Raw genomic sequence first — 18390 nt, forward strand, 5'->3', positions numbered from 1 at the left:
CAGGCTAGCGACGATCGGGGGGTTGTTGCGCGGGCCGGTAGCGCGACAGCAAGGCCCGCAGCGCCCGCATGGCCTCGACGGCGTGCTCTTTGTCGGCGGACTGGATGGCCACCAGCGGAATGTATTCGTCGTCGGGCAACTCCAGCCGGGCCCAGCGCTTGCCCGGCGGGAACGTGACGCCGACGACCTCCGACCACGGAATCAACCGGTCTGAAAGCGCATTGCGGACCGACACACCGGACTCGCCCGCCCGCACCCGGGCCCGAGTCAACAGCAGCAGCGCGCCGGCGACGATCAGGCCCAGCACCACCACCGCCACCCGGTCATAGGTACGGAAGATCACGCCGCTGGCACGGATGGTCAGCAACACGCTCACCACGACATGGATGGTCACGATCAGGATTGCGACGATCCATACGCCCAGGCGCATCATGCGCGGACGTACCTGAAGATCCCAGCGCGGGGATCCGGCCGGGGGCGTCACAGTGCGGCGCGAAGCTCGCGCAGCCTCAGCGCCGTATCGAGTGCTGCGGCAGCCGCCTGAGCACCCTTGTCCTCGGTCGAATCGGGCAGTCCAGCGCGGTCCAGCGCCTGCGCCTCATCGTTGACGGTGAGCACGCCGTTGGCCACCGGGGTCGCCGCGTCCAGCGAGACCCGGGTCAGGCCCTGCGTCACCGCATCACACACATAGTCGAAATGCGGTGTGGCACCGCGGATCACGACCCCCAGCGCGACGACGGCGTCATGGTTTCGGGAAACTTCCTGCGCCACGACCGGGATCTCGATAGCCCCGAGCACCCGTACCACCGTCGGCTCGGCGATGCCCGCGTCAGCGGCAACCTTGCGGGCTCCGGCCAGCAGGGCATCACAGATACGGGTGTGCCACGTGCTGGCCACGATCGCCAGACGCACATCAGAGGCGTCGAGCGCCGGAATGTCCGGCACTCCTGCAGCGGGACTCATTTACATCGCCCCGCCGAATTCGTCCGGCAACTGCGCGGAGTCGTCGTAGTCCTCCAAGCCGGTCAGTTCATGGCCCATCCGGTCACGCTTGGTCAGCAGGTAGCGGATGTTCTCCGAGTTGGCCCGCACCGGCAGCGGCACCCGCTCGATGATGTGCAGGCCGTAACCGTCCAGCCCGACGCGCTTGGCCGGGTTGTTGGTGAGCAGCCGCATCGAGCGAACACCGAGGTCCGAGAGGATCTGGGCCCCGATCCCGTAGTCGCGGGCGTCGGCTGGCAAGCCCAGTTTGAGGTTGGCGTCGACAGTGTCGTCGCCGGCGTCCTGCAGCTGGTAGGCCTGCAGTTTGTGCAGCAGCCCGATGCCGCGGCCCTCGTGGCCACGCATGTAGAGCACCACGCCGCGGCCCTCCTGGGCGACCATCGCCAGTGCCGCGTCCAGCTGCGGACCACAGTCACAGCGCCGGGAGCCGAAAACATCGCCGGTCAGGCACTCCGAGTGCACGCGAACCAGCACGTCGTCGCCGTCGTTGTTCGGCCCGGCGATCTCGCCGCGGACCAGCGCGACATGCTCGACGTCCTCGTAGACGCTGGTGTAGCCGACCGCGCGGAACTCGCCGTGCCGGGTCGGGATGCGGGCCTCGGCGACCCGTTCGATGTGCTTTTCGTGCTTGCGCCGCCACTCGATCATGTCGGCGATGGAGATCAGGGCCAGCCCATGCTCGTCGGCAAAGACTCGCAGCTCCTCGGTCTGGGCCATCGCGCCCTCGTCCTTTTGGCTGACGATCTCGCAGATCGCGCCGGCGGGTTGCAGGCCGGCCATCCGGGCCAGGTCGACCGCGGCCTCGGTGTGGCCCGGCCGGCGCAGCACTCCGCCGTCCTTGGCGCGCAGCGGCACCACGTGGCCGGGGCGGGTGAAGTCGTCGGCGACACTGCCCGGCTCTGCCAGCAGACGCATCGTGGTGGCCCGGTCAGATGCCGAAATCCCCGTTCCAACATTGTTTTTGGCGTCGACGGTGACGGTGTAGGCGGTGCCGTGCTTGTCCTGGTTCACCGCATACATCGGCAGCAGGCCCAGCCGGTCGCAGATGGCGCCGTCCAGGGGCACACACAGGTAGCCGGAGGTGTAGCGGACCATGAACGCCACCAGCTCGGGGGTGGCCTTCTCAGCGGCGAAGATCAGGTCGCCTTCATTCTCGCGGTCTTCGTCGTCGATGACGACGACGGCCTTGCCGGCCGCGATGTCGGCAACCGCCCGCTCGACGGTGTCCAACTTCGTCATCTGTGCCACCTTGGTTTCGCCGTCGGAAAGCGCCCCGTCGGCGCAACCCGCCCATCCAGTATGAACCACCCCGGACCCACGGTTTGCCCCGCGGAGTCATTCCGTGGGCTTTGTCACCAACCGCTCGACATACTTGGCGATCACGTCCACCTCGAGATTGACCACCGCGCCGACCGGCGCCCGGCCCAGGGTGGTCAGTTCCAAGGTGGTCGGAATCAGCGAGACTTCAAAGAAGTCATCGGGGTCGGCGCCCAGTCCGGACACCGTCAGCGAGGTTCCGTCCACGGTGATCGAGCCCTTCTCCACCACGTAGCGCGCCAGCGACGCCGGCAGCTCGATCCGCACCACTTCCCAGTGCTGCCCCGGGGTGCGGGACAGCACCCGCCCGGTGCCGTCGACGTGGCCCTGCACGATGTGGCCGCCCAGTCTGCTGTTCAGAGCGGCCGCACGTTCCAGGTTCACCGGGCTTCCTACCTGCAACGATCCCAGGCTGGACCGCTCCAGCGTCTCAAGCATCACGTCGGCGCTGAAGCGGCCGCCGGGCTCGACATCGACAACGGTCAGGCACACACCGTTGACGGCGATCGAGTCGCCGTGGCGGGCGTCGGAGGTGACCGTGGGGCCCTGGATGACCAGGCGCGCAGCGTCGGCGAGGTCCTCGCGGCCGACCAGCTCGCCCAGCTCCTCGACGATTCCGGTGAACATCACACCAGGCTATGTCTACGCTGCCCTACCTCGACCAGGCGGCCTCTATACGATGTCCCCCATGCGCAGACTTCTCATCGCCCTGGCCACCGCGACCACTGCCGCCGCGCTGCTCGCCGGCTGTTCTTCCAAGGATGCCGGCGGACCGCTGCCCGACGCTTCGACGCTGGTCAAGGAATCGGCCACCACCACCGCCAACCTCAAGAGCGCGCACCTGGCACTCTCGGTGACCGGCCAGATCAAGAACCTGCCGGTCAAGACCCTTGAGGGCGACCTGACCACCCAGCCGACCACCGCAGCCAAGGGCAGCGCGACCATCATGATGCTGGGCTCGGACGTCGACGCCAAGTTCGTCGTGATCGATGGCGACCTCTACGCGGCGATCACCGGCGATGACTACGACAACTACGGCTCCGCCGACAAGATCTACGACGTGGCCGCGATTCTGAGCCCGGAGAAGGGCTTGGCCAACATGCTGTCCAACCTGACCGACGCGAAGTCCGCCGGCCGCGACACCATCAACGGCCAGAAGACCGTTCGGGTCACCGGCAACGCGCCCGCCGACGCGGTGAACTCCCTGGCGCCGCAGCTCAAGGCCACCGCTCCGACGCCGGCCACGGTGTGGATCTCCGAGGATGGTGACCACCAGCTGGTTCAGGCCCAGCTCAACCCCAGCGCGGGCAACGCCATCCAGATGACCCTGTCGAACTGGAACGCAGCCGTCACGATTGAGAAGCCGGCGGGAGCGTAATGCGGGTCAACCGCACGCTGGCGATCAGCGCAGGTAGCCTCGCCGTCCTGCTCGGGGCACTCGACACCTATGTCGTGGTCACGATCATGCGCGACATCATGGCTCCGCAGCCGGCGGGTGTCGGCATCCCGATCAACAAGATCCAGCAGCTGACCCCGATCATCACCTGTTATCTGCTCGGCTACATCGCTGCGATGCCGCTGTTGGGCCGGGCGTCTGACCGGTTCGGCCGCAAGCTGTTGCTGCAGCTCAGCCTGGCCACCTTCGCCATCGGATCGGTGGTGACCGCACTGTCGACCGACCTGTCGATGCTGGTGGTCGGCCGCACCATCCAGGGCGTCGCGGCCGGGGCGCTGTTGCCGGTGACGTTCGCCCTCGGCGCTGACCTGTGGGCGCAGCGCCGCCGGTCGGCGGTGTTGGGCTGGATCGCCGGCGCCCAGGAACTGGGCAGTGTGCTGGGTCCGCTGTACGGCATCTTCATCGTCTGGGCGCTGACCAGTTGGCGAGACGTGTTCTGGATCAACGTGCCGCTGACGGTGCTGGCCATGGTGTTGATCCACTTCAGTCTGCCTCCGCAATCTCAGGACGCCGCACGGGAGCGGGTCGATGTGGTCGGCGGGCTGCTGCTGGCGGTGATCCTGGGCTTGCTGACGATCGGGCTGTACAACCCCGACCCCAGCGCTAAGCAGGCGCTTCCCGACCACGGTGCGGCCTACCTGTTGTTTGCCGCGATCGCGCTGGTGGCGTTCGTGGTCTGGGAGATCAAGTCGCCGACGAAGCTGCTCGACCCGGCCGGCGCCCGGATCGGCCCGTTTCTGGCCGCGTTGGGCTCCTCGCTCTGCGCCGGCGCCGCGTTGATGGTCACCCTGGTTGACGTCGAGCTGTTCGGCCAGGGCGTGCTCGGCAAGACCCAGAACGAGGCGGCGATGCTGCTGCTGTGGTTCCTGGCCGCGCTGCCCATCGGCGCCGTGGTGGGCGGGGCGATAGCCACCGTGGTCGGTGACCGGCTGGTGACGTTCGCCGGGCTGCTCATCGCCGCCGGGGGCTACTGGCTGATCTCGAAATGGCCGGTCGACCTGATGGCCTATCACCACGATGTACTCGGCTTGAGCCTTCCGGCGGCACACACCGACCAGGTGCTGGCCGGCTTCGGTCTGGGCCTGGTGATCGGCCCGCTGACCTCAGCGGTGATGCGCGTGGTGCCGCCACGGGAGCACGGCATTGCCGCGGCGGGTGTGGTGGTGGCCCGGATGACGGGGATGCTGGTCGGCATGGCTGCGCTGTCGGCGTGGGGCCTGTACCGGTTCAACCAGATCCTGGCCGGCCTACCCAAGATGCCCGGCGGCAGCCTGGCCGAGAAGATGGCCGCGACTGCGGCCAACTCCAAGCTGGCCTTCGCCATGATGTACGGCGAGATCTTCGGAATCACCGCCCTCATCTGTGTGGTGGGCGCGGTGCTGGGATTGTTCATCGGCAGCAACGATGTGCACGCCGAAGATCCCGAGGTGCCCGAGCCGGAGGTCGCCATCTCCCGGTGAGCGGCGCCAGCCGTTAGTGCGGCACCAGGCTCAACAGCAGGTCGGGGCCGATCTGCTCGGTGGTGTCGAATCGCCAGCGCAGTGCCCGGGCGATGTTGGGTACGCCGACGTCGTCGACGGCGGTGACCGGCCCGCCCAGCAGGATCGGCGCCACATAGGCCAGGATGCGGTCGATCGCTCCGGCCCGCAGGAATGCCCCCGCCAAGGTGGGGCCGCCCTCGAGCAGCACGTCGGTCCGGTCGGAGAGCGCGCGGAGTACCTCGGCCGGGTCGTGGGTGCGGATCACCATGGTGCGCGAGTCGTCGTTGAGCACGTGCGCGTCCGCGGAGATCTCACGCTGGCCCACCACCACCCGCAGCGGCTGGCGGTCGGCCAGGGTGCCATCGGGCAGCCGGGCGGTCAAAGTGGGGTCGTCGACGAGCACGGTGCCGGTGCCGACCACGATGGCGTCGGCTGCCGCGCGACGGCGGTGCAGATCGGCCCGGGCCGCCTCGCTGGTGATCCACTGGCTGGAACCGTCGGCGGCCGCGCTGCGGCCGTCGATGCTGGTGGCGTATTTCCAGGTGACGTGCGGGCGGCCCGTGCGTTGCTTGTGCAGCCATTCCCGCAACGGCCCGGTGCTCACGGCCGCGGCCTGGACCCCGGAGATCACCTGCACGCCCGCGCCGGCCAGTCTCGCCGCCCCGCCGCCCGCATCCGGGTTGGGGTCGTCGACGGCGTAGACCACCTGCGCCACCCCGGCGGCCAGCAGCGCATCCACGCACGGCGGGGTCTTGCCGTGGTGATTGCACGGCTCGAGGGTGACGACCGCCGTACCGCCGACACTCAGCTCACCGGCCCGGCGCAACGCCACCACTTCGGCGTGCGCCTCGCCGGCCGGCCGGGTCCCCCCGACGCCGGCCACCCGGCCGTCGCGATCCAGAATGACCGCGCCCACCGGCGGGTTGGGATAGGTGTTGCCCTTGACCCGCTGCGCCTGTTCGACCGCCAACAGCATGGCGGCGTCATGGTCGACGCCATGCTCGGCGGCCGACGCAGCGCTCATGCCTCGACTCCTCGCTCGCTCGTTCCTCTCTCGCCGCGGCCTTCGATAGTCATGCGCGCAGGTGCGGTGACGCCGCCAGAGCCTGACGCCGCAGTGACTCGACGGCGGCGCCCGGGTCAGCGGCGCTGTAGACGGCCGAACCGGCGACGAAGCAGTCGACGCCGGCTTCCGCGGCCTGCTCGACGGTGTCGGCGTTGATGCCGCCGTCGATCTCCACCAGGATGCTCAGCTCCCCGGAATCGACCAGCTTGCGCACGGTGCGCACCTTGCTCAGCACCTCGGGGATGAAGGACTGCCCGCCGAACCCGGGCTCCACCGACATCACCAGCAGGGTGTCGAAGTCCCGCAGGATCTCCAGGTAGGGCTCCAGCGGCGTGCCGGGCTTGATGCTGAGTCCGGCTTTGGCACCCGCGGCGCGGATGTCGCGTGCCACGGCGACGGGATTGTCGGTGGCCTCGGCGTGGAACGTGACGTTGTACGCGCCGGCTTCGGCGTAGGGCGGCGCCCAGCGTCCCGGGTCCTCGATCATCAGATGGCAGTCCATCGGGATGTCGGTGGCCGCCAGCAGGCTCTGCACCACCGGCAGACCCAGGGTCAGGTTCGGGACGAAATGGGCGTCCATCACGTCGACGTGCAGCCAGTCCGCACCCTTGACAGCGGCGACCTCATCGGCGAGGCGGGCAAAATCGGCCGACAGGATCGACGGCGCGATCATGGCTCGTGACATGCGCTCAGATTACTTGTAGCGCCGCAGCGAACATGGCGTCGGTCCCGTGCCGGTGTGGCCACAGCTGCACGTGCGGTCCGTCGCCCAGCGCGTCAACCGGGGCGAACAGTTCCCGGGTGTCCAACGCCCGCACCGGATGCCGGCGTAGCGCATCGGCCACCACACCGACCGTCTCGGCCAGGTGCGGCGAGCATGTCGCGTACAACACCACTCCCCCCGGCCGGGTCAGCCCGATCGCGGCGGCCAGCAACTCACGCTGCAGTTTGGCCAGCACCGGAATATCGGCGGGCAGGCGGCGCCAACGGGCTTCGGGTCTGCGCCGCAGGGCGCCCAATCCGGTGCAGGGCGCGTCGACCAACACCCGGTCGAAGCCGGGTTCCAAACCTGAGTCGCGGCCGTCGGCCGTCAGCACCTGCACGTCCAGACCACGGGTGTTATCGGCGACCAGCGCGGCCCGGTGCGGGGCCTGCTCCACCGCGGTCACCCGCGCCCCGGTCTGGGCGCCGAGGGCGGCCAGCAGCGCGGTCTTGCCGCCGGGTCCGGCGCACAGGTCCAGCCACCGCCCGGTGTCACCGTCGACTGGAGCCAGCGTGAGGGCGCGGGCCACCAACTGGCTGCCCTCGTCTTGAACCAGGGCCTGACCGGCACGCACGGCGTCGAGCTTGCCGGGGTCACCACCGGGCAGATAGACGGCGTACGGCGAATACCGGCCGACTTCGCCGTCCACCGCGGCGGCCAACTCGGCCGCGGTCAAGGCGCCCGGCCGGGCCGCGAGATGCACGCGGGGCCGCTCGTCGTCACCGGCCAGCACCGCGTCGAGTTCGCCGGCGGCGGCGCCCAGCGCGTCGGCGAACGCCTGCGCGATCCAGCGCGGGTGGGCGCGGACGAAGGCGGCGTGGCCGATCGGATCGCTGTCGGCGTTCGGTGCCAGTTCCGCGGTCCAGGACTGCTCATCACGGGTGCTGATGGTGCGCAGCACGCCGTTGACGAAACCGCCTCGTGCGGAGTCGAATTCGAGGACAGCCTGATCGACGGTGGTCGATACCGCGGCGTGCGGCTCGACTCGGGTGCGCAGGAGTTGATAGCTGCCCAGCCGCAGCAGATCCAGCAGCACCGGGTGGATCGTCTCGGGTTGGCGCTGCGCTGCCGCGCCGATGATGGCGTCGAGCAGGCCCCGCACCCGGCAGGTGCCGTAGGTCAGTTCCGTGGCGAAAGCGGCGTCACGGCCGGTGATTCCACGTTCGGCCAGCAGCGCCGGCAGCGCGAGGTTGGCGTAGGCATCACGCTGGGAGACTGCCTGCAGCACATCGAATGCGGCGCGACGAGCCGGGTCCAGGGGCTTGCGGCGGGGTTTGCGTGAGCCGTCCTGGGGGCGCTGCGGCCGGCGCTGGCCGCGTTGGGGTCCGGTCATGACGCCCGCACCTCGGGGTCGAGCCGAGCGCCGCGCGCCCAGTCTGCGGCGTCCATCAGTTTCTTTCCCTGCGGCTGGATCTGACCCAATCGCACCGGATCCGTGCCGGTGCCGACCCACACCTGCCGGCGGTCGACATGTAGGGCGCCGGGTGGCAGTCCTGCCGGCCCGTCCGCGGCGAGGCTGACGGGCCCGACTCTGACTCGCAGGTCGCCGATCATGGTCCAGGAGCCCGGGTTCGGGGTGACGGCGCGGATCCGGCGGTCGATCACCGTGGCCGGCAGCTCCCAGTGCACCCGCGCGTCCTCCACGCTGATCTTCGGTGCATAGCTGACCCCGTCGTGCGGTTGCGGCACTGCGTGCAGCGCTCCGTCATCGATGCCGTCGAGGGTGGCCGCCAACAGCTCGGCGCCCGAGACCGCCAGCCGCGCCAGCAGTTCGCCGGCGGTGTCATCGGCCCGGATGGTCTCGGTCGTGACCCCGTAGACCGGCCCGGAATCCAGTTCCGGCTCGATGCGAAACGTCGTCGCCCCGGTCACCTCGTCGCCGGCGGCGATGGCCGCCTGCACCGGAGCCGCGCCCCGCCAGGCCGGCAGCAGGGAGAAGTGCAGGTTGACCCAGCCGTGCGTCGGCACCGCCAGCAACGCGTCGCGCAGCAGTGCCCCGTAGGCGACCACCGGACAGCACTCCGGCGCCAGTGCGGCCAGCTCGGCGACCGACTCGGGCGCGTTGGGCTGGGCCGGCCGCAGCACCGGAATGTCATGGTCGAGCGCCAGCCGGGCCACCGGAGACGGCTGTGGGCTGCCCCGCCGGCCGGACGCCGCGTCGGGTCGGGTCAGTACCGCCACCACGTCGTGGCGCGGCGAATCGATCAGCCGTTGCAACGACGGCAACGCGGTGTCCGGGGTGCCGGCGAAGACAATGCGCACCGGGACAGTTTAGGGAAGTCGGGTCCGCTGGATCGCGGCGCGCCACAGCTCCTGAGCCTTCCGCACACAGTCATCGAGCGGTTGCGACGTGTCGACGCGATGCGCGGTGTCCCACTCGAAGTCGTGGGCTGCCAGCGCTTCGGCGATCTGTGGTGTGGCATCGGAGTTGCCCGGGGCCCTGCTTCGGATGCGGTCGGCGGCGACATCGACCGGCACCACGCACTGGATCTCCATGGACGCCGCGTGTTTGTCGGCCGCCACACGGCGGGCCTCGGCGCGGACCTGCGCATCGCGCCAGGTTCCGTCCAGGATCACCGACTGACCGCCGGCCAGATTCCGGCCCGCCCGATGCAGGACCGCCTGGTAGACAGCAGCCACATTGGCGGGTGCGTACAAACCCGCGCCGAGCGAGCCGGCCGCTCCGCTCAGCTGCCCGGACTCGTGCAGTTCTTTGCGCACGTCATCGGTGGACACCACCACCGCCCCGACCCGTTCGGCGAGCTTGCGGGCCAGTGTCGACTTACCGGTTCCGGGGCCACCGCCGACCAGCACCAGCCGAATGGCGCCGCGCTCCAGATGGCTCGCGGCGATGTCGAGGTGACGCGCCGCCGCGGCGTCGGCCCCGGATTTGCCCTGGGACAGCTGCACGCAGTCGACTTTGGCGCGCACCAGGGCGCGGTAGGCGATATAGAAATCCCGCAGCGACGACGGCGCAGCGTCGCCCGTATAGGTGGCGTAGCGGTTCAGGAAGTGGTCGCCGAGATCCTTGCGGCCCAGGAATTCCAGATCCATGGCAAGGAAGGCCGCGTCGTCGATACGGTCGACGAAGCGCAGGTCGTCACTGAACTCCAGGCAGTCGAGCAGCACCGGCCGGTTCTCCGCCCAGAAGATGTCGTCGGCGAGCAGGTCGGCATGGCCGTCGACAATGCAGCCCGCGTCGATTCGCTGAGCGAACAGATCCGCGCGGCCGGCAAGGTATGCGCCGGCGAGATCCTCAACAAGGCGCACCGTCTCGCCGGGCACCACGGTGTCAGCGTGACGGCGCAGGGTGGGGAAGTTGTCGAACCACCGTTGGTGGATAGCCTCGGGCTTGCCCTGCAGGCTGATTCGCGGGCCGCGCTCGGCACGGTCGTGGAAGTCGGCCAGTGTCCGGGCGATGCTGTCGAGCACGCCTTCTACCGGGGCACCATTGCTGACCATCGAAGCCAACCGCTGGTCGTCCTGATAGCGGCGCATCACGACGATCGGTTCGGGCGCCCCGGCGGACGGACCGCTGAGATGGGCCACCCCGAAGTAACTGTCGGGGGCGATTCGGCTGTTGAGGCGGACTTCCCGCGCGCACGCCTCTTCGCGCTGCTCGACGGTACGGAAGTCCAGGAAGTCGGTCTGCACCGGCTTCTTGGCCTTGTAGGCCCGATCGCCGGCCAAGATCACCACGCCGGAGTGCGTTTCGTGGGCCGCGACGTAGGGCGCCGCTTCCGGCGCACCCACGTCGCCGTGTGTCGTGAACTCCATGACGTCCAGTGTTACCAGCGCGGCCCGGGGCGGGGGCGAGCAACGGACCGCCCCCGAGCCTGGCCGACGGTCACCTTCCGTCCGGGCGGACCACGATCACCGGAATGCCTGCGGCCTGAACCACCGCGGAGCTGACCGACCCCAACAGCTGACTGGCGAATCCGCCACGGCCGCGACTGCCGACCACCACCAGCTGAGCCCGCTCGGCCGCCTTGACCAACCAGCGAGCCGGGTGGTCACAGACGACCCGTCGCTCGACGGCGACATCCGGATATTGCTCCTGGTAGCCCGCCAGGCGTTCGGCGAGGATCTCGTGGCCCTGGACTTCGTAGTCGTGCTGGTCCACGTTGAGGATGGGCATGACCCCGACATCGCTCCAGGCGTGCAATGCCACCAGCGATACTCCGCGGTGGGAGGCCTCCTCAAAGGCCAGCGCCGTAGCCCGCTCCGACGCGGGTGAACCGTCGATGCCCACCACCACGGGCGCATCTGTCGCGCAAGCGCGATCGGTGCGAATGACCGCAACCGGACCCTTTGCGTGGTGGATCAGGCTGGTGCTCACCGAGCCCAGCAGCAGGCGGCCGATCGCGCCCAATCCCGTTGAGCCCACGACGGTCAGCCAACAATTCTTGGTGACACCGATCAGCGTCGAGACCACCTGGGCGTAGGCCATCTCGGTGCGCACCTCCGGTGACGCGGCGTCGCCCCGGCTAGCGTCGACGACGTTGCGGGCCCGCGCCAGGATCTTGTTCGCCTCGTCGGCCTGCCAGCTGGGGATTCCCTCGGACATCGGCCCGGGTGGCCAGCCGGTCTCCAGGGGTGTCACCACATGCAGCAGCGTGAGCGGCAACTGGCGCATGATCGCCTCATGCGTCGCCCAGGTCACTGCCGCGTCGGATTCAGGCGATCCGTCCACACCCACCACGATTCCGGGTGTCGTTCTCACTTGTGACATCGCAGGCCTCCAACCATATTGATCAGCCGGCTAGCCGACTTACCTTTGAAACTACTGCGGCCCGGGATGATTCGGCAGGGGCCGTTGGACCTCAATTGCCGATCCAGCTGCCCTTTGTCCTGACGTGACGGCCTGCAAACTCTTGCGGCGGCACCGATTCCGATGATGAAATATCGGTATACGATCTATTATGGCAGCTGCCGAATCGACAGCCACCGCCCATCAAACGGAGGCGCAACATATGTTCAATAGCAGCTAGCACAGGTAGCGACGCGCAGGTTCTCGCGAGTACCGCGACCCTTTGGCTATCGCCGCTGCGTATTCCCGCGAGTTGCCCATGCTGCTCTCCGGTACGGACGGGGAACCACGCGCAGAAGCGACAAACAACTCCGGCGGAGACAACATCCACCGCCCCGCCCGTTTCTGATTGGGTCAATTGTCAATGCAGGCAACGGTGGCGGCCTCCCCCACCTCACGGCCGACGACGGGCACGGTCCGGAAAAGAAACGGAGAGCCGTGCCATGTTCAACCCGGCGTACCACTGCGTCACCACCGCCGCGATCACCGCGCTCGCTGCTGCCATGTTGCCCTGCGGCGCGGCAGCGGCAGACCCGAATCAAGACGACCAGTTTCTGGCGGTACTGCAAGAGAAGCAGATTCCCGCCATGGAAAACATCTCGACCGTTGTCGCCGCCGGCCACACCGTGTGCCGCAAACTCGACGACGGTATACCGGCACACACCGTCCTGGACGGATTGGACAACGATGCCTTCGGAATGAACCCCGCATTACGCGAGCAGTCAGATCGGCTGGCGGCCACCATGAGCCGATTCATAGCGGCAGCAGTCGAGGTCTACTGTCCGGGCGACCAGGGCAAGATCGCTTCACTGGCGGCCGCTCGCACGTCCACCGCGCCCGCCGGCCGGTTCGTGGCAGCGCATCACCGTCTCCGGACCGGCACCGGTGGCGCGGTGCTCGGCTCACCGGCCGACACCATAGCCACCGGCGACGCGTCGCAACCGAAACCGCCGAAGATTCCACCGCCGAAGGCACCCAAAGCCAAGATCCCCCGGTCGCCCGGGACCGCCACGAAACCACCGCCACAACAAAAGCCGCCGCCACCGCCCAAACAGCCCCCACCGCCCCAAGCGCCACCCGAGCAGCTCCCGCCGCCGCCTCCGCCGGAGCAGATCCTGCCCCCGCCACCGCAGCAGCCGCCACCGCCGCCGCAAAACCTGCCGGCCCCCGGCGGTCCACCGTCCGGCAGTGCCACCGACCGCAGCGGCTCAGGGAACGGCGGCGGCGACAACGGCGGCGCAGGCGGCGGGGGCTCCGACAACGGCACGCCTGCCGAGCCGCCGCCGGCGCAACCCAGGGCGCCCGGCATGATCCAACTCGTGCCGTGGTGAGGCGGGGCCGGCCGACTGGCTAACCGATGTGCAAGGGATCGATCTGGACCCGCACCGGGTGAGTCGAGCCGCGGGCACTGAGCACTCCGATGCCGTGACGCAACGCTGAAGCCAACGGCAAGCCGTGGTCGCGACCCACCCTGACCAGCATCCGGATCACATTCAGCTCGTCGGGCACCCCGGCCGGACGCCGTACTCCCGGCGGCAACGGCACCGGCCCCAGCAGGTCGGCGCCGTCGGGCAGCCGCGCCTGCTCCAGCAGCGTCGTCACCGACTCCGGATCACCGTCGAGGGCCGCCATGTGCACCGCGGGCGGCAGCCCCACCTCGGCCCGGGTGGCCAACTCGGCGTCGGCATGGCCGACCGGATCCCACCGGATCAGCGCCTGCACCGTCGGGATCGACGATTCGGCGACCACCGTCACCAGCCCGCCGGACGCATGGTCACGCACCAGCGCCGCCGCGCCCATCCAGCGCCGCAGGGTGTCCTCGGCGGCACGCAGATCCTGGCGGCCCAGCAGCGCCCAACTGTCCAGCAACAACGCTGCCCCGTAGCCGTGCGGGGCGCGGGGTTCGGCGCCGGGAGTGGCGATCACCAGGGCCGCACCGTCCTCGATGCGGTCGACGATGGTGTCACCGGCGGAGGTCACGACCGGGGTGCCCGGGAAGGCGCGGCCAAGTTCTTCGGCGGTGCGCCGGGCGCCGATGACCACCGCCCGCACGGCATCCGACCCGCAGCACGCGCACCGCAGCGCCGGGTCGACCCGGCCGCACCAGCGGCACTGGGCGGCCCCGCCACGCTCGGGCAGCGACAACGGCCCGGTGCAGTGCCGACAGCGCGCGATCGTGCGGCAGCGCCCACAGGCCAGCGACGGAACATAACCGCGCCGGGGCACCTGCACCAGTACCGGCGCCCCCGCAGCCAGTGCGCTGCGCGCGCTCTGCAGCGCCACCGTGGGCAAGCGAGCGCTGCGCGCCGCGGCGTCGCGCTCCTCGGCATAGCCGGTGTCGTCCAGGGCGACCACCCGCGACACGGCCGCCCGCAACACCGCCCGCGGGGCCACCACGTCGTGCGCCCACCCGGTGCCCACCAGAGCGTGCGCTTCGGCGGTGCGGGCGTGCCCGCCGATCAGGGCGGCGCAGCCCGCCAGATGCGCCCGCAGCATCGCCACCTCGCGGGCATGCGGGTAGGGCGCCCGCGGCTCCGCAAGGGAGTCGTCACCGTCATCCCAGACCATCACCAGGCCCAGATCAGCCAGCGGGGCGAATACCGCGCTGCGCGTACCGATCACCAGCCGCGCCCCGCCCCGCAACACCGACAGCCAGCGCCGGTAACGGGTGGCCGGGCCCAATCCGGCGGACAGCGCCACCACCGACGGCTCATCGATGCGGGCCGTCGCGGCCCGATACAGTGCGTCGACGTCTCGCTGATCGGGCACGATCGCCAGGGCGGTGCGGCCGGCGCGGATCGTCTGGGCGGCGGCGTCGACGAACCGGTCGGTCCAGGAGTCCCCGGGCAGCACCTGCCACACCGCACGCGCCGCCCGGCCTTCGCCCAGCGCGGCCAGAAACGATCCACCCGCTCCGTAGCGCCGCCAGCCCGCGGGGTCGACCGGGCCGATGACGGGGGGTTCGGTTGGCGGCATCGCTTCGCGTTCCACCCGGGCGTGCCGGGGCGGCACCGCCAACCGCAGCACGTCGGCCCTGCTGCCGGCATAACGTGCGGCCACCGCCTCCACCAGCCGGCGGACCTCGTCGGTGAGCACCGGTTCGGCCGAGACCACCCGCTCCAGCCGGCCCAGCCTGCCGACATGGTCGGTGTCGGCACGACGCTCCCAGACGAAGGCGTCCACCAGCCGGCCGTGAAAGCGCACCCGCACCCGGGCCCCGGGCCGGGCATCCTCGTCCTGCTCCGGGGTGACGAGATAGTCGAATTCCCGGTCTAGGTGCGGCACCGACAGCATCGGCAGCACCCGAGCGATGGGCTCGCTGCGGCCGTCGGGTTCGCTGTCGACACTCACCACGCAGGTCTAGCAGACGCCGCCGACCGCGGCAGACGGCGGATCACAGCCATGACGGGCTGTGTATCGGCGGGCACGTGCCCAACTGAGCTGAATTACGTTGCTGCGGTATGCCCGAACAGCGCGGGGCCCACGCGGCCGCGGTGCGACGTCGCGAGGCGGACCTCGCCACGCGGATGCGGACTGCGGGGCTGACCGATCACCTGCTGGCCGCCACAGTGCACGATGCCGCCGCGCACGCCCGTGCCGGCGGTCGCCACCTGCACGCCATCCACGGCGAGATCCGCGACACCCTGGCTTCTCCGTGGGCGCCGGTCTGGGACACCCCGGCCGGTGCCCGCCACTTCCAGCTCTTCCTGGCCGCCAAGCTGCGAGAGATCTGCCGGGTGGTCGCTGACGGCATCGCCGACAATCGGTTCCAGACAGGCCGGTTGCGCTCGAGCGGTTCCGGCTACGGTGTGCCGGCCCGGCTGCGCGACCGGATCAACCGCCAGGCGCTGGCCGACGACATTCGCCGGGTGGCCAACCCGACGTCGGCGATCAGTCCCGCCGAGCTGGCGCGCTACCAGAACGCGCTACGGGTCCGCGACGGGCTCGCGGTCAACACCGGTGACGGCGCCGCCCCGGTGCTGCTGCTCACCTATGAACCGGCAGCGTTCGGCGGACGCGGGCGGGCTGCCATCGCGATCGGCGATCCGGACACCGCTGACAACGTCACCATGCTAGTGCCCGGCGCACACAGCAGCGTCCGCGACGGCTACCTGTCGCACCCGGACGGGCGCAATGTCTATCGCGAGGTGGTCCGCTCCGATCCCGACCGCACCAATTCGGTCGTGGTATGGATGGGTTATCGCGCACCGGACAGCCTGTTCGATCGGGCGGTGACCCAACCGGCTGCCGCACGGGCCGGGGGCAGGCTGCTGGCCGCCGACGTCAACTCCCTGATGGCGTCGCATGTCGGCGGCTCACACGTCACCGTTGTGGGCCACTCCTACGGCTCGACGGCGGTGGCCGACGCGGCGGCCTCGGCGGGGTTGCGCGCTGATGACGTGGTGCTCGTCGGGTCACCGGGAACCGACCTGGCCCACAGCACCAACGACTTTCACCTGCCGGCCGGTGGTCACGTGTATGTGGGGGCGGCGTCGTCGGATCCGATCACCGGCTTCGGTGGCGAGCCGCAACTACCGCTGCACCCAACATCGGCCACGCTCGGGCTGGGCGTCGACCCGGCCGCCGACGGGTACGGGTCCACTCGCTTCAAAGCCGAAACCCACGGTGTGACATTGCCGATGAGCGGCCACAGCTCCTACTTCGATCCCGGCGGGGAGTCCCTGTTCAGCATCGGCGACATCGCTTCGGGACACGGCGATGCGTTGGCGAACCACCACATGACCGCCCCGCACCGCCGTCGGCTGCCCGCCTTCGACCCGGAACGACTGCGTCCCGGGACCGGGAATCACCGGCATTGACCGACCTAGCCCTGCGGCGGATGTCAGTCCGTGGCCGCCACGTCGGCGCCGGTGGACCGGCCGAAGAAGAACCCGGCGGTGATCAGCAGCTGCGCGGCCGCGTAGGCCCACCAGATCGGCACCGCCAGCAGTTCATTGCCCAACACGAACTGGCTGGCTCCGATCATGGCGTCCGACACCGCGAAGCACACCGCGCCGATCGCGGTCCAGGGGGTGGGCAGCTTCGCCAGCAGCGCGGCGCACACCATCGCGCCGAGCACCCCGACGTACACCGTCACCGGCAGGGTCATGCCTTCGCGGGCCATGCCGGGCCAGAACCACGCCAACAGCACCAGGCAGCTCACCGCCACCACGCCCGCCCCGACCAGCCGGGCCCGCGACACCACCACCAGCGGCAGCAGCGCGCCCAAAAAGCACAGGTGGGCCACGAGGAACGCGGCAAGACCTGCGACGAAGGACGGTTCCCACCACGGGATGGCCAACAACCAGTCGCCGGTAGCCGAGAAGATCAGGGCCGGGATCAGCCAGCGCGCCTCCCGCAGTATCGGGTGGGCGGCCGCGGCGAACACCAACAGCACCGCCATCGCCGCCTTGAAGGCCGGCTGCCCGACCCACTGCCCGGTCAGCGCCTCTCCCGGCGCTGAGCGCAACGCCACCACCGTCAGGAAGATGCCGTAAGCCACTCCCAGCCATCCCGCAGCTGCCCAGCCGGTGAATACTCGTTTGGTTGCGTACGGTGTTTTTATGCCAGCAATCGACCCCATAGTGCTGAAGGTACTGGAAGCCATCCCGTTCCGACTGACACTGGACGACGGCGCCGAAGCAGCGCGTCGCGCTATGCGCAACCTGCCCCATCGGCCGGTGCACCCGGAGCTTCCCAGCGAGGACCGGGTGATCGATGGACCCGGGGGCGCCCTGCCGATACGCATCTACCGGCCGGCGGGCACCGAATCGGGTGGCGCGCCGGTGGTGGTGTTCTTTCACGGCGGCGGCTTCGTCGCCGGCGACCTCGATACCCACGACGGCACCGCACGCATGCACGCCGCCGACGCGGGTGCGGTGGTGGTGTCTGTGGACTACCGTCTGGCCCCGGAGAACCTGTTCCCGGCCGCCGTCGAGGACGCGATGGCGGCCACCGATTGGGTGGCGGACCACGCCACCGAGCTGGGCGTCGACCCATCGAAGCTGGCGGTGGCCGGGGATTCGGCGGGCGGGAACCTGGCCGCGGTGGTGTGCCAGCTGGCCCGTGACGCCGGCGGCCCGAAGATCGCCTTCCAGCTGCTGTGGTACCCGGCCACCACGTACGACGGCAGCCTGCCGTCATTCACCGAGAACGCCAACGCGCCGATCATCGACAGCGCCGCGATCGCCGCGTTGACGCGCGCCTACGCCGGGGACCTCGACCTGACCAGCCCACCGGCGAATCTGGCTCCGGCACGCGCCGAGAATCTCGCCGGCCTGCCGCCGGCCTACATCGCGGTCGCCGGGCACGATCCGCTGCGCGACGACGGGATCCGGTACGGGGAGCTATTGGCCGCTGCCGGGGTTCCGGTGCAAGTCCACAACGCCGAGACGCTGGTGCACGGCTATCTGGGCTACGCCGGCGTGATCCCGGTGGCCACCGAGGCCGCCGACCTCGGGCTGGCCGCGTTGCGGGCTGCCCTGGCGTGATGCG

Annotated in this window: 17 protein-coding genes; 5 read left to right on the forward strand and 12 right to left on the reverse strand. The window is 69.9% G+C overall.

Translation table 11 applies throughout. The features are described 5' to 3' along the window. Positions 1 to 4: 4 nt before the first annotated feature. The 4 genes from N416_RS0118220 to N416_RS0118235 form a co-directional block, all read right to left on the reverse strand. On the reverse strand, positions 5 to 433 hold the full coding sequence (locus tag N416_RS0118220) for a PH domain-containing protein (RefSeq protein WP_046300472.1): 429 nt from the start codon (positions 431 to 433) through the stop codon (positions 5 to 7). A 47-nt stretch (positions 434 to 480) separates the two neighbouring features. After that, complete coding sequence (gene ribH, locus N416_RS0118225) at positions 481 to 963, reverse strand: 6,7-dimethyl-8-ribityllumazine synthase (RefSeq protein ID WP_036458529.1); 483 nt, start codon at positions 961 to 963, stop codon at positions 481 to 483. Next, entirely contained in the window at positions 964 to 2241 is a 1278-nt protein-coding gene (locus N416_RS0118230; protein WP_024443539.1) for a bifunctional 3,4-dihydroxy-2-butanone-4-phosphate synthase/GTP cyclohydrolase II, read from the reverse strand. 96 nt (positions 2242 to 2337) lie between these two features. Beyond that, on the reverse strand, positions 2338 to 2946 hold the full coding sequence (locus N416_RS0118235; protein WP_024443540.1) for a riboflavin synthase: 609 nt from the start codon (positions 2944 to 2946) through the stop codon (positions 2338 to 2340). A gap of 52 nt (positions 2947 to 2998) precedes the next feature. On the opposite strand from N416_RS0118235, the gene N416_RS0118240 reads away from it, so the two are divergent. Both N416_RS0118240 and N416_RS0118245 read left to right on the forward strand, forming a co-directional pair. Further along, on the forward strand, positions 2999 to 3697 hold the full coding sequence (locus tag N416_RS0118240) for an LppX_LprAFG lipoprotein (protein WP_024443541.1): 699 nt from the start codon (positions 2999 to 3001) through the stop codon (positions 3695 to 3697). After that, complete coding sequence (locus N416_RS0118245) at positions 3697 to 5235, forward strand: MFS transporter (RefSeq protein ID WP_024443542.1); 1539 nt, start codon at positions 3697 to 3699, stop codon at positions 5233 to 5235. Before N416_RS0118240 ends, N416_RS0118245 begins: the two co-directional genes overlap by 1 nt. A 13-nt stretch (positions 5236 to 5248) precedes the next feature. Here N416_RS0118245 and ribD read toward each other — a convergent pair whose 3' ends face one another. The 6 genes from ribD to N416_RS0118275 form a co-directional block, all read right to left on the reverse strand. Continuing rightward, positions 5249 to 6280: a bifunctional diaminohydroxyphosphoribosylaminopyrimidine deaminase/5-amino-6-(5-phosphoribosylamino)uracil reductase RibD gene (ribD, locus tag N416_RS0118250; RefSeq protein ID WP_024443543.1), complete on the reverse strand. Its 1032-nt coding sequence runs from the start codon at positions 6278 to 6280 to the stop codon at positions 5249 to 5251. 49 nt (positions 6281 to 6329) lie between these two features. After that, complete coding sequence (gene rpe, locus N416_RS0118255) at positions 6330 to 7007, reverse strand: ribulose-phosphate 3-epimerase (protein ID WP_024443544.1); 678 nt, start codon at positions 7005 to 7007, stop codon at positions 6330 to 6332. A 4-nt stretch (positions 7008 to 7011) separates the two neighbouring features. Next, on the reverse strand, positions 7012 to 8418 hold the full coding sequence (locus tag N416_RS0118260) for an RsmB/NOP family class I SAM-dependent RNA methyltransferase (protein WP_036458531.1): 1407 nt from the start codon (positions 8416 to 8418) through the stop codon (positions 7012 to 7014). Further along, a complete protein-coding gene (gene fmt, locus N416_RS0118265) occupies positions 8415 to 9347 on the reverse strand; it encodes a methionyl-tRNA formyltransferase (RefSeq protein ID WP_024443546.1) in 933 nt (310 codons plus the stop codon). Before fmt ends, N416_RS0118260 begins: the two co-directional genes overlap by 4 nt. A gap of 9 nt (positions 9348 to 9356) precedes the next feature. Further along, positions 9357 to 10862, reverse strand: a complete 1506-nt coding sequence (locus N416_RS0118270) for a bifunctional aminoglycoside phosphotransferase/ATP-binding protein (protein ID WP_051190312.1) — start codon at positions 10860 to 10862, stop codon at positions 9357 to 9359. Positions 10863 to 10932: 70 nt separating this feature from the next. Beyond that, the gene (locus N416_RS0118275) at positions 10933 to 11817 is read right to left on the reverse strand and encodes a universal stress protein (protein WP_024443548.1); all 885 of its coding nucleotides are present in this window, start codon (positions 11815 to 11817) and stop codon (positions 10933 to 10935) included. Between the two features lie 521 nt (positions 11818 to 12338). On the opposite strand from N416_RS0118275, the gene N416_RS0118280 reads away from it, so the two are divergent. Continuing rightward, positions 12339 to 13226, forward strand: coding sequence for a DUF732 domain-containing protein (locus N416_RS0118280; protein WP_024443549.1), 888 nt, complete (start codon positions 12339 to 12341; stop codon positions 13224 to 13226). Positions 13227 to 13245: 19 nt separating this feature from the next. On the opposite strand, the gene N416_RS0118285 is transcribed toward N416_RS0118280, so the two are convergent. Further along, positions 13246 to 15189: a primosomal protein N' gene (locus tag N416_RS0118285; protein ID WP_024443550.1), complete on the reverse strand. Its 1944-nt coding sequence runs from the start codon at positions 15187 to 15189 to the stop codon at positions 13246 to 13248. Between the two features lie 167 nt (positions 15190 to 15356). On the opposite strand from N416_RS0118285, the gene N416_RS0118290 reads away from it, so the two are divergent. Continuing rightward, positions 15357 to 16715 (forward strand): alpha/beta hydrolase, encoded by a 1359-nt coding sequence (locus N416_RS0118290; RefSeq protein WP_024443551.1) that lies wholly within the window; start codon positions 15357 to 15359, stop codon positions 16713 to 16715. Positions 16716 to 16738: 23 nt separating this feature from the next. On the opposite strand, the gene N416_RS0118295 is transcribed toward N416_RS0118290, so the two are convergent. Continuing rightward, positions 16739 to 17461 carry a lysoplasmalogenase gene (locus tag N416_RS0118295; protein ID WP_024443552.1) on the reverse strand — a complete coding sequence of 241 codons (723 nt, stop codon included), beginning with the start codon at positions 17459 to 17461 and terminating at the stop codon, positions 16739 to 16741. Here N416_RS0118295 and N416_RS0118300 point away from each other — a divergent pair. Beyond that, positions 17460 to 18386 (forward strand): alpha/beta hydrolase, encoded by a 927-nt coding sequence (locus tag N416_RS0118300; RefSeq protein WP_024443553.1) that lies wholly within the window; start codon positions 17460 to 17462, stop codon positions 18384 to 18386. The genes N416_RS0118295 and N416_RS0118300 overlap by 2 nt on opposite strands. Positions 18387 to 18390: the final 4 nt, after the last annotated feature.

The sequence above is a fragment of the Mycobacterium sp. UM_WGJ genome (assembly GCF_000455125.1).
In the GTDB taxonomy this organism is placed as follows: Bacteria; Actinomycetota; Actinomycetes; order Mycobacteriales; family Mycobacteriaceae; genus Mycobacterium.

Excerpts from the sequence above, each read along its gene's own strand:
- N416_RS0118220 (WP_046300472.1), bottom strand. The coding sequence starts at position 433 with ATGATGCGCCTGGGCGTATGGATCGTCGCAATCCTGATCGTGACCATC.
- ribH (WP_036458529.1), bottom strand. The coding sequence starts at position 963 with ATGAGTCCCGCTGCAGGAGTGCCGGACATTCCGGCGCTCGACGCCTCT.
- N416_RS0118230 (WP_024443539.1), bottom strand. The coding sequence starts at position 2,241 with ATGACGAAGTTGGACACCGTCGAGCGGGCGGTTGCCGACATCGCGGCC.
- N416_RS0118235 (WP_024443540.1), bottom strand. The coding sequence starts at position 2,946 with ATGTTCACCGGAATCGTCGAGGAGCTGGGCGAGCTGGTCGGCCGCGAG.
- N416_RS0118240 (WP_024443541.1), top strand. The coding sequence starts at position 2,999 with ATGTCCCCCATGCGCAGACTTCTCATCGCCCTGGCCACCGCGACCACT.
- N416_RS0118245 (WP_024443542.1), top strand. The coding sequence starts at position 3,697 with ATGCGGGTCAACCGCACGCTGGCGATCAGCGCAGGTAGCCTCGCCGTC.
- ribD (WP_024443543.1), bottom strand. The coding sequence starts at position 6,280 with ATGAGCGCTGCGTCGGCCGCCGAGCATGGCGTCGACCATGACGCCGCC.
- rpe (WP_024443544.1), bottom strand. The coding sequence starts at position 7,007 with ATGTCACGAGCCATGATCGCGCCGTCGATCCTGTCGGCCGATTTTGCC.
- N416_RS0118260 (WP_036458531.1), bottom strand. The coding sequence starts at position 8,418 with ATGACCGGACCCCAACGCGGCCAGCGCCGGCCGCAGCGCCCCCAGGAC.
- N416_RS0118270 (WP_051190312.1), bottom strand. The coding sequence starts at position 10,862 with ATGGAGTTCACGACACACGGCGACGTGGGTGCGCCGGAAGCGGCGCCC.
- N416_RS0118275 (WP_024443548.1), bottom strand. The coding sequence starts at position 11,817 with ATGTCACAAGTGAGAACGACACCCGGAATCGTGGTGGGTGTGGACGGA.
- N416_RS0118280 (WP_024443549.1), top strand. The coding sequence starts at position 12,339 with ATGTTCAACCCGGCGTACCACTGCGTCACCACCGCCGCGATCACCGCG.
- N416_RS0118285 (WP_024443550.1), bottom strand. The coding sequence starts at position 15,189 with ATGCTGTCGGTGCCGCACCTAGACCGGGAATTCGACTATCTCGTCACC.
- N416_RS0118290 (WP_024443551.1), top strand. The coding sequence starts at position 15,357 with ATGCCCGAACAGCGCGGGGCCCACGCGGCCGCGGTGCGACGTCGCGAG.
- N416_RS0118300 (WP_024443553.1), top strand. The coding sequence starts at position 17,460 with ATGCCAGCAATCGACCCCATAGTGCTGAAGGTACTGGAAGCCATCCCG.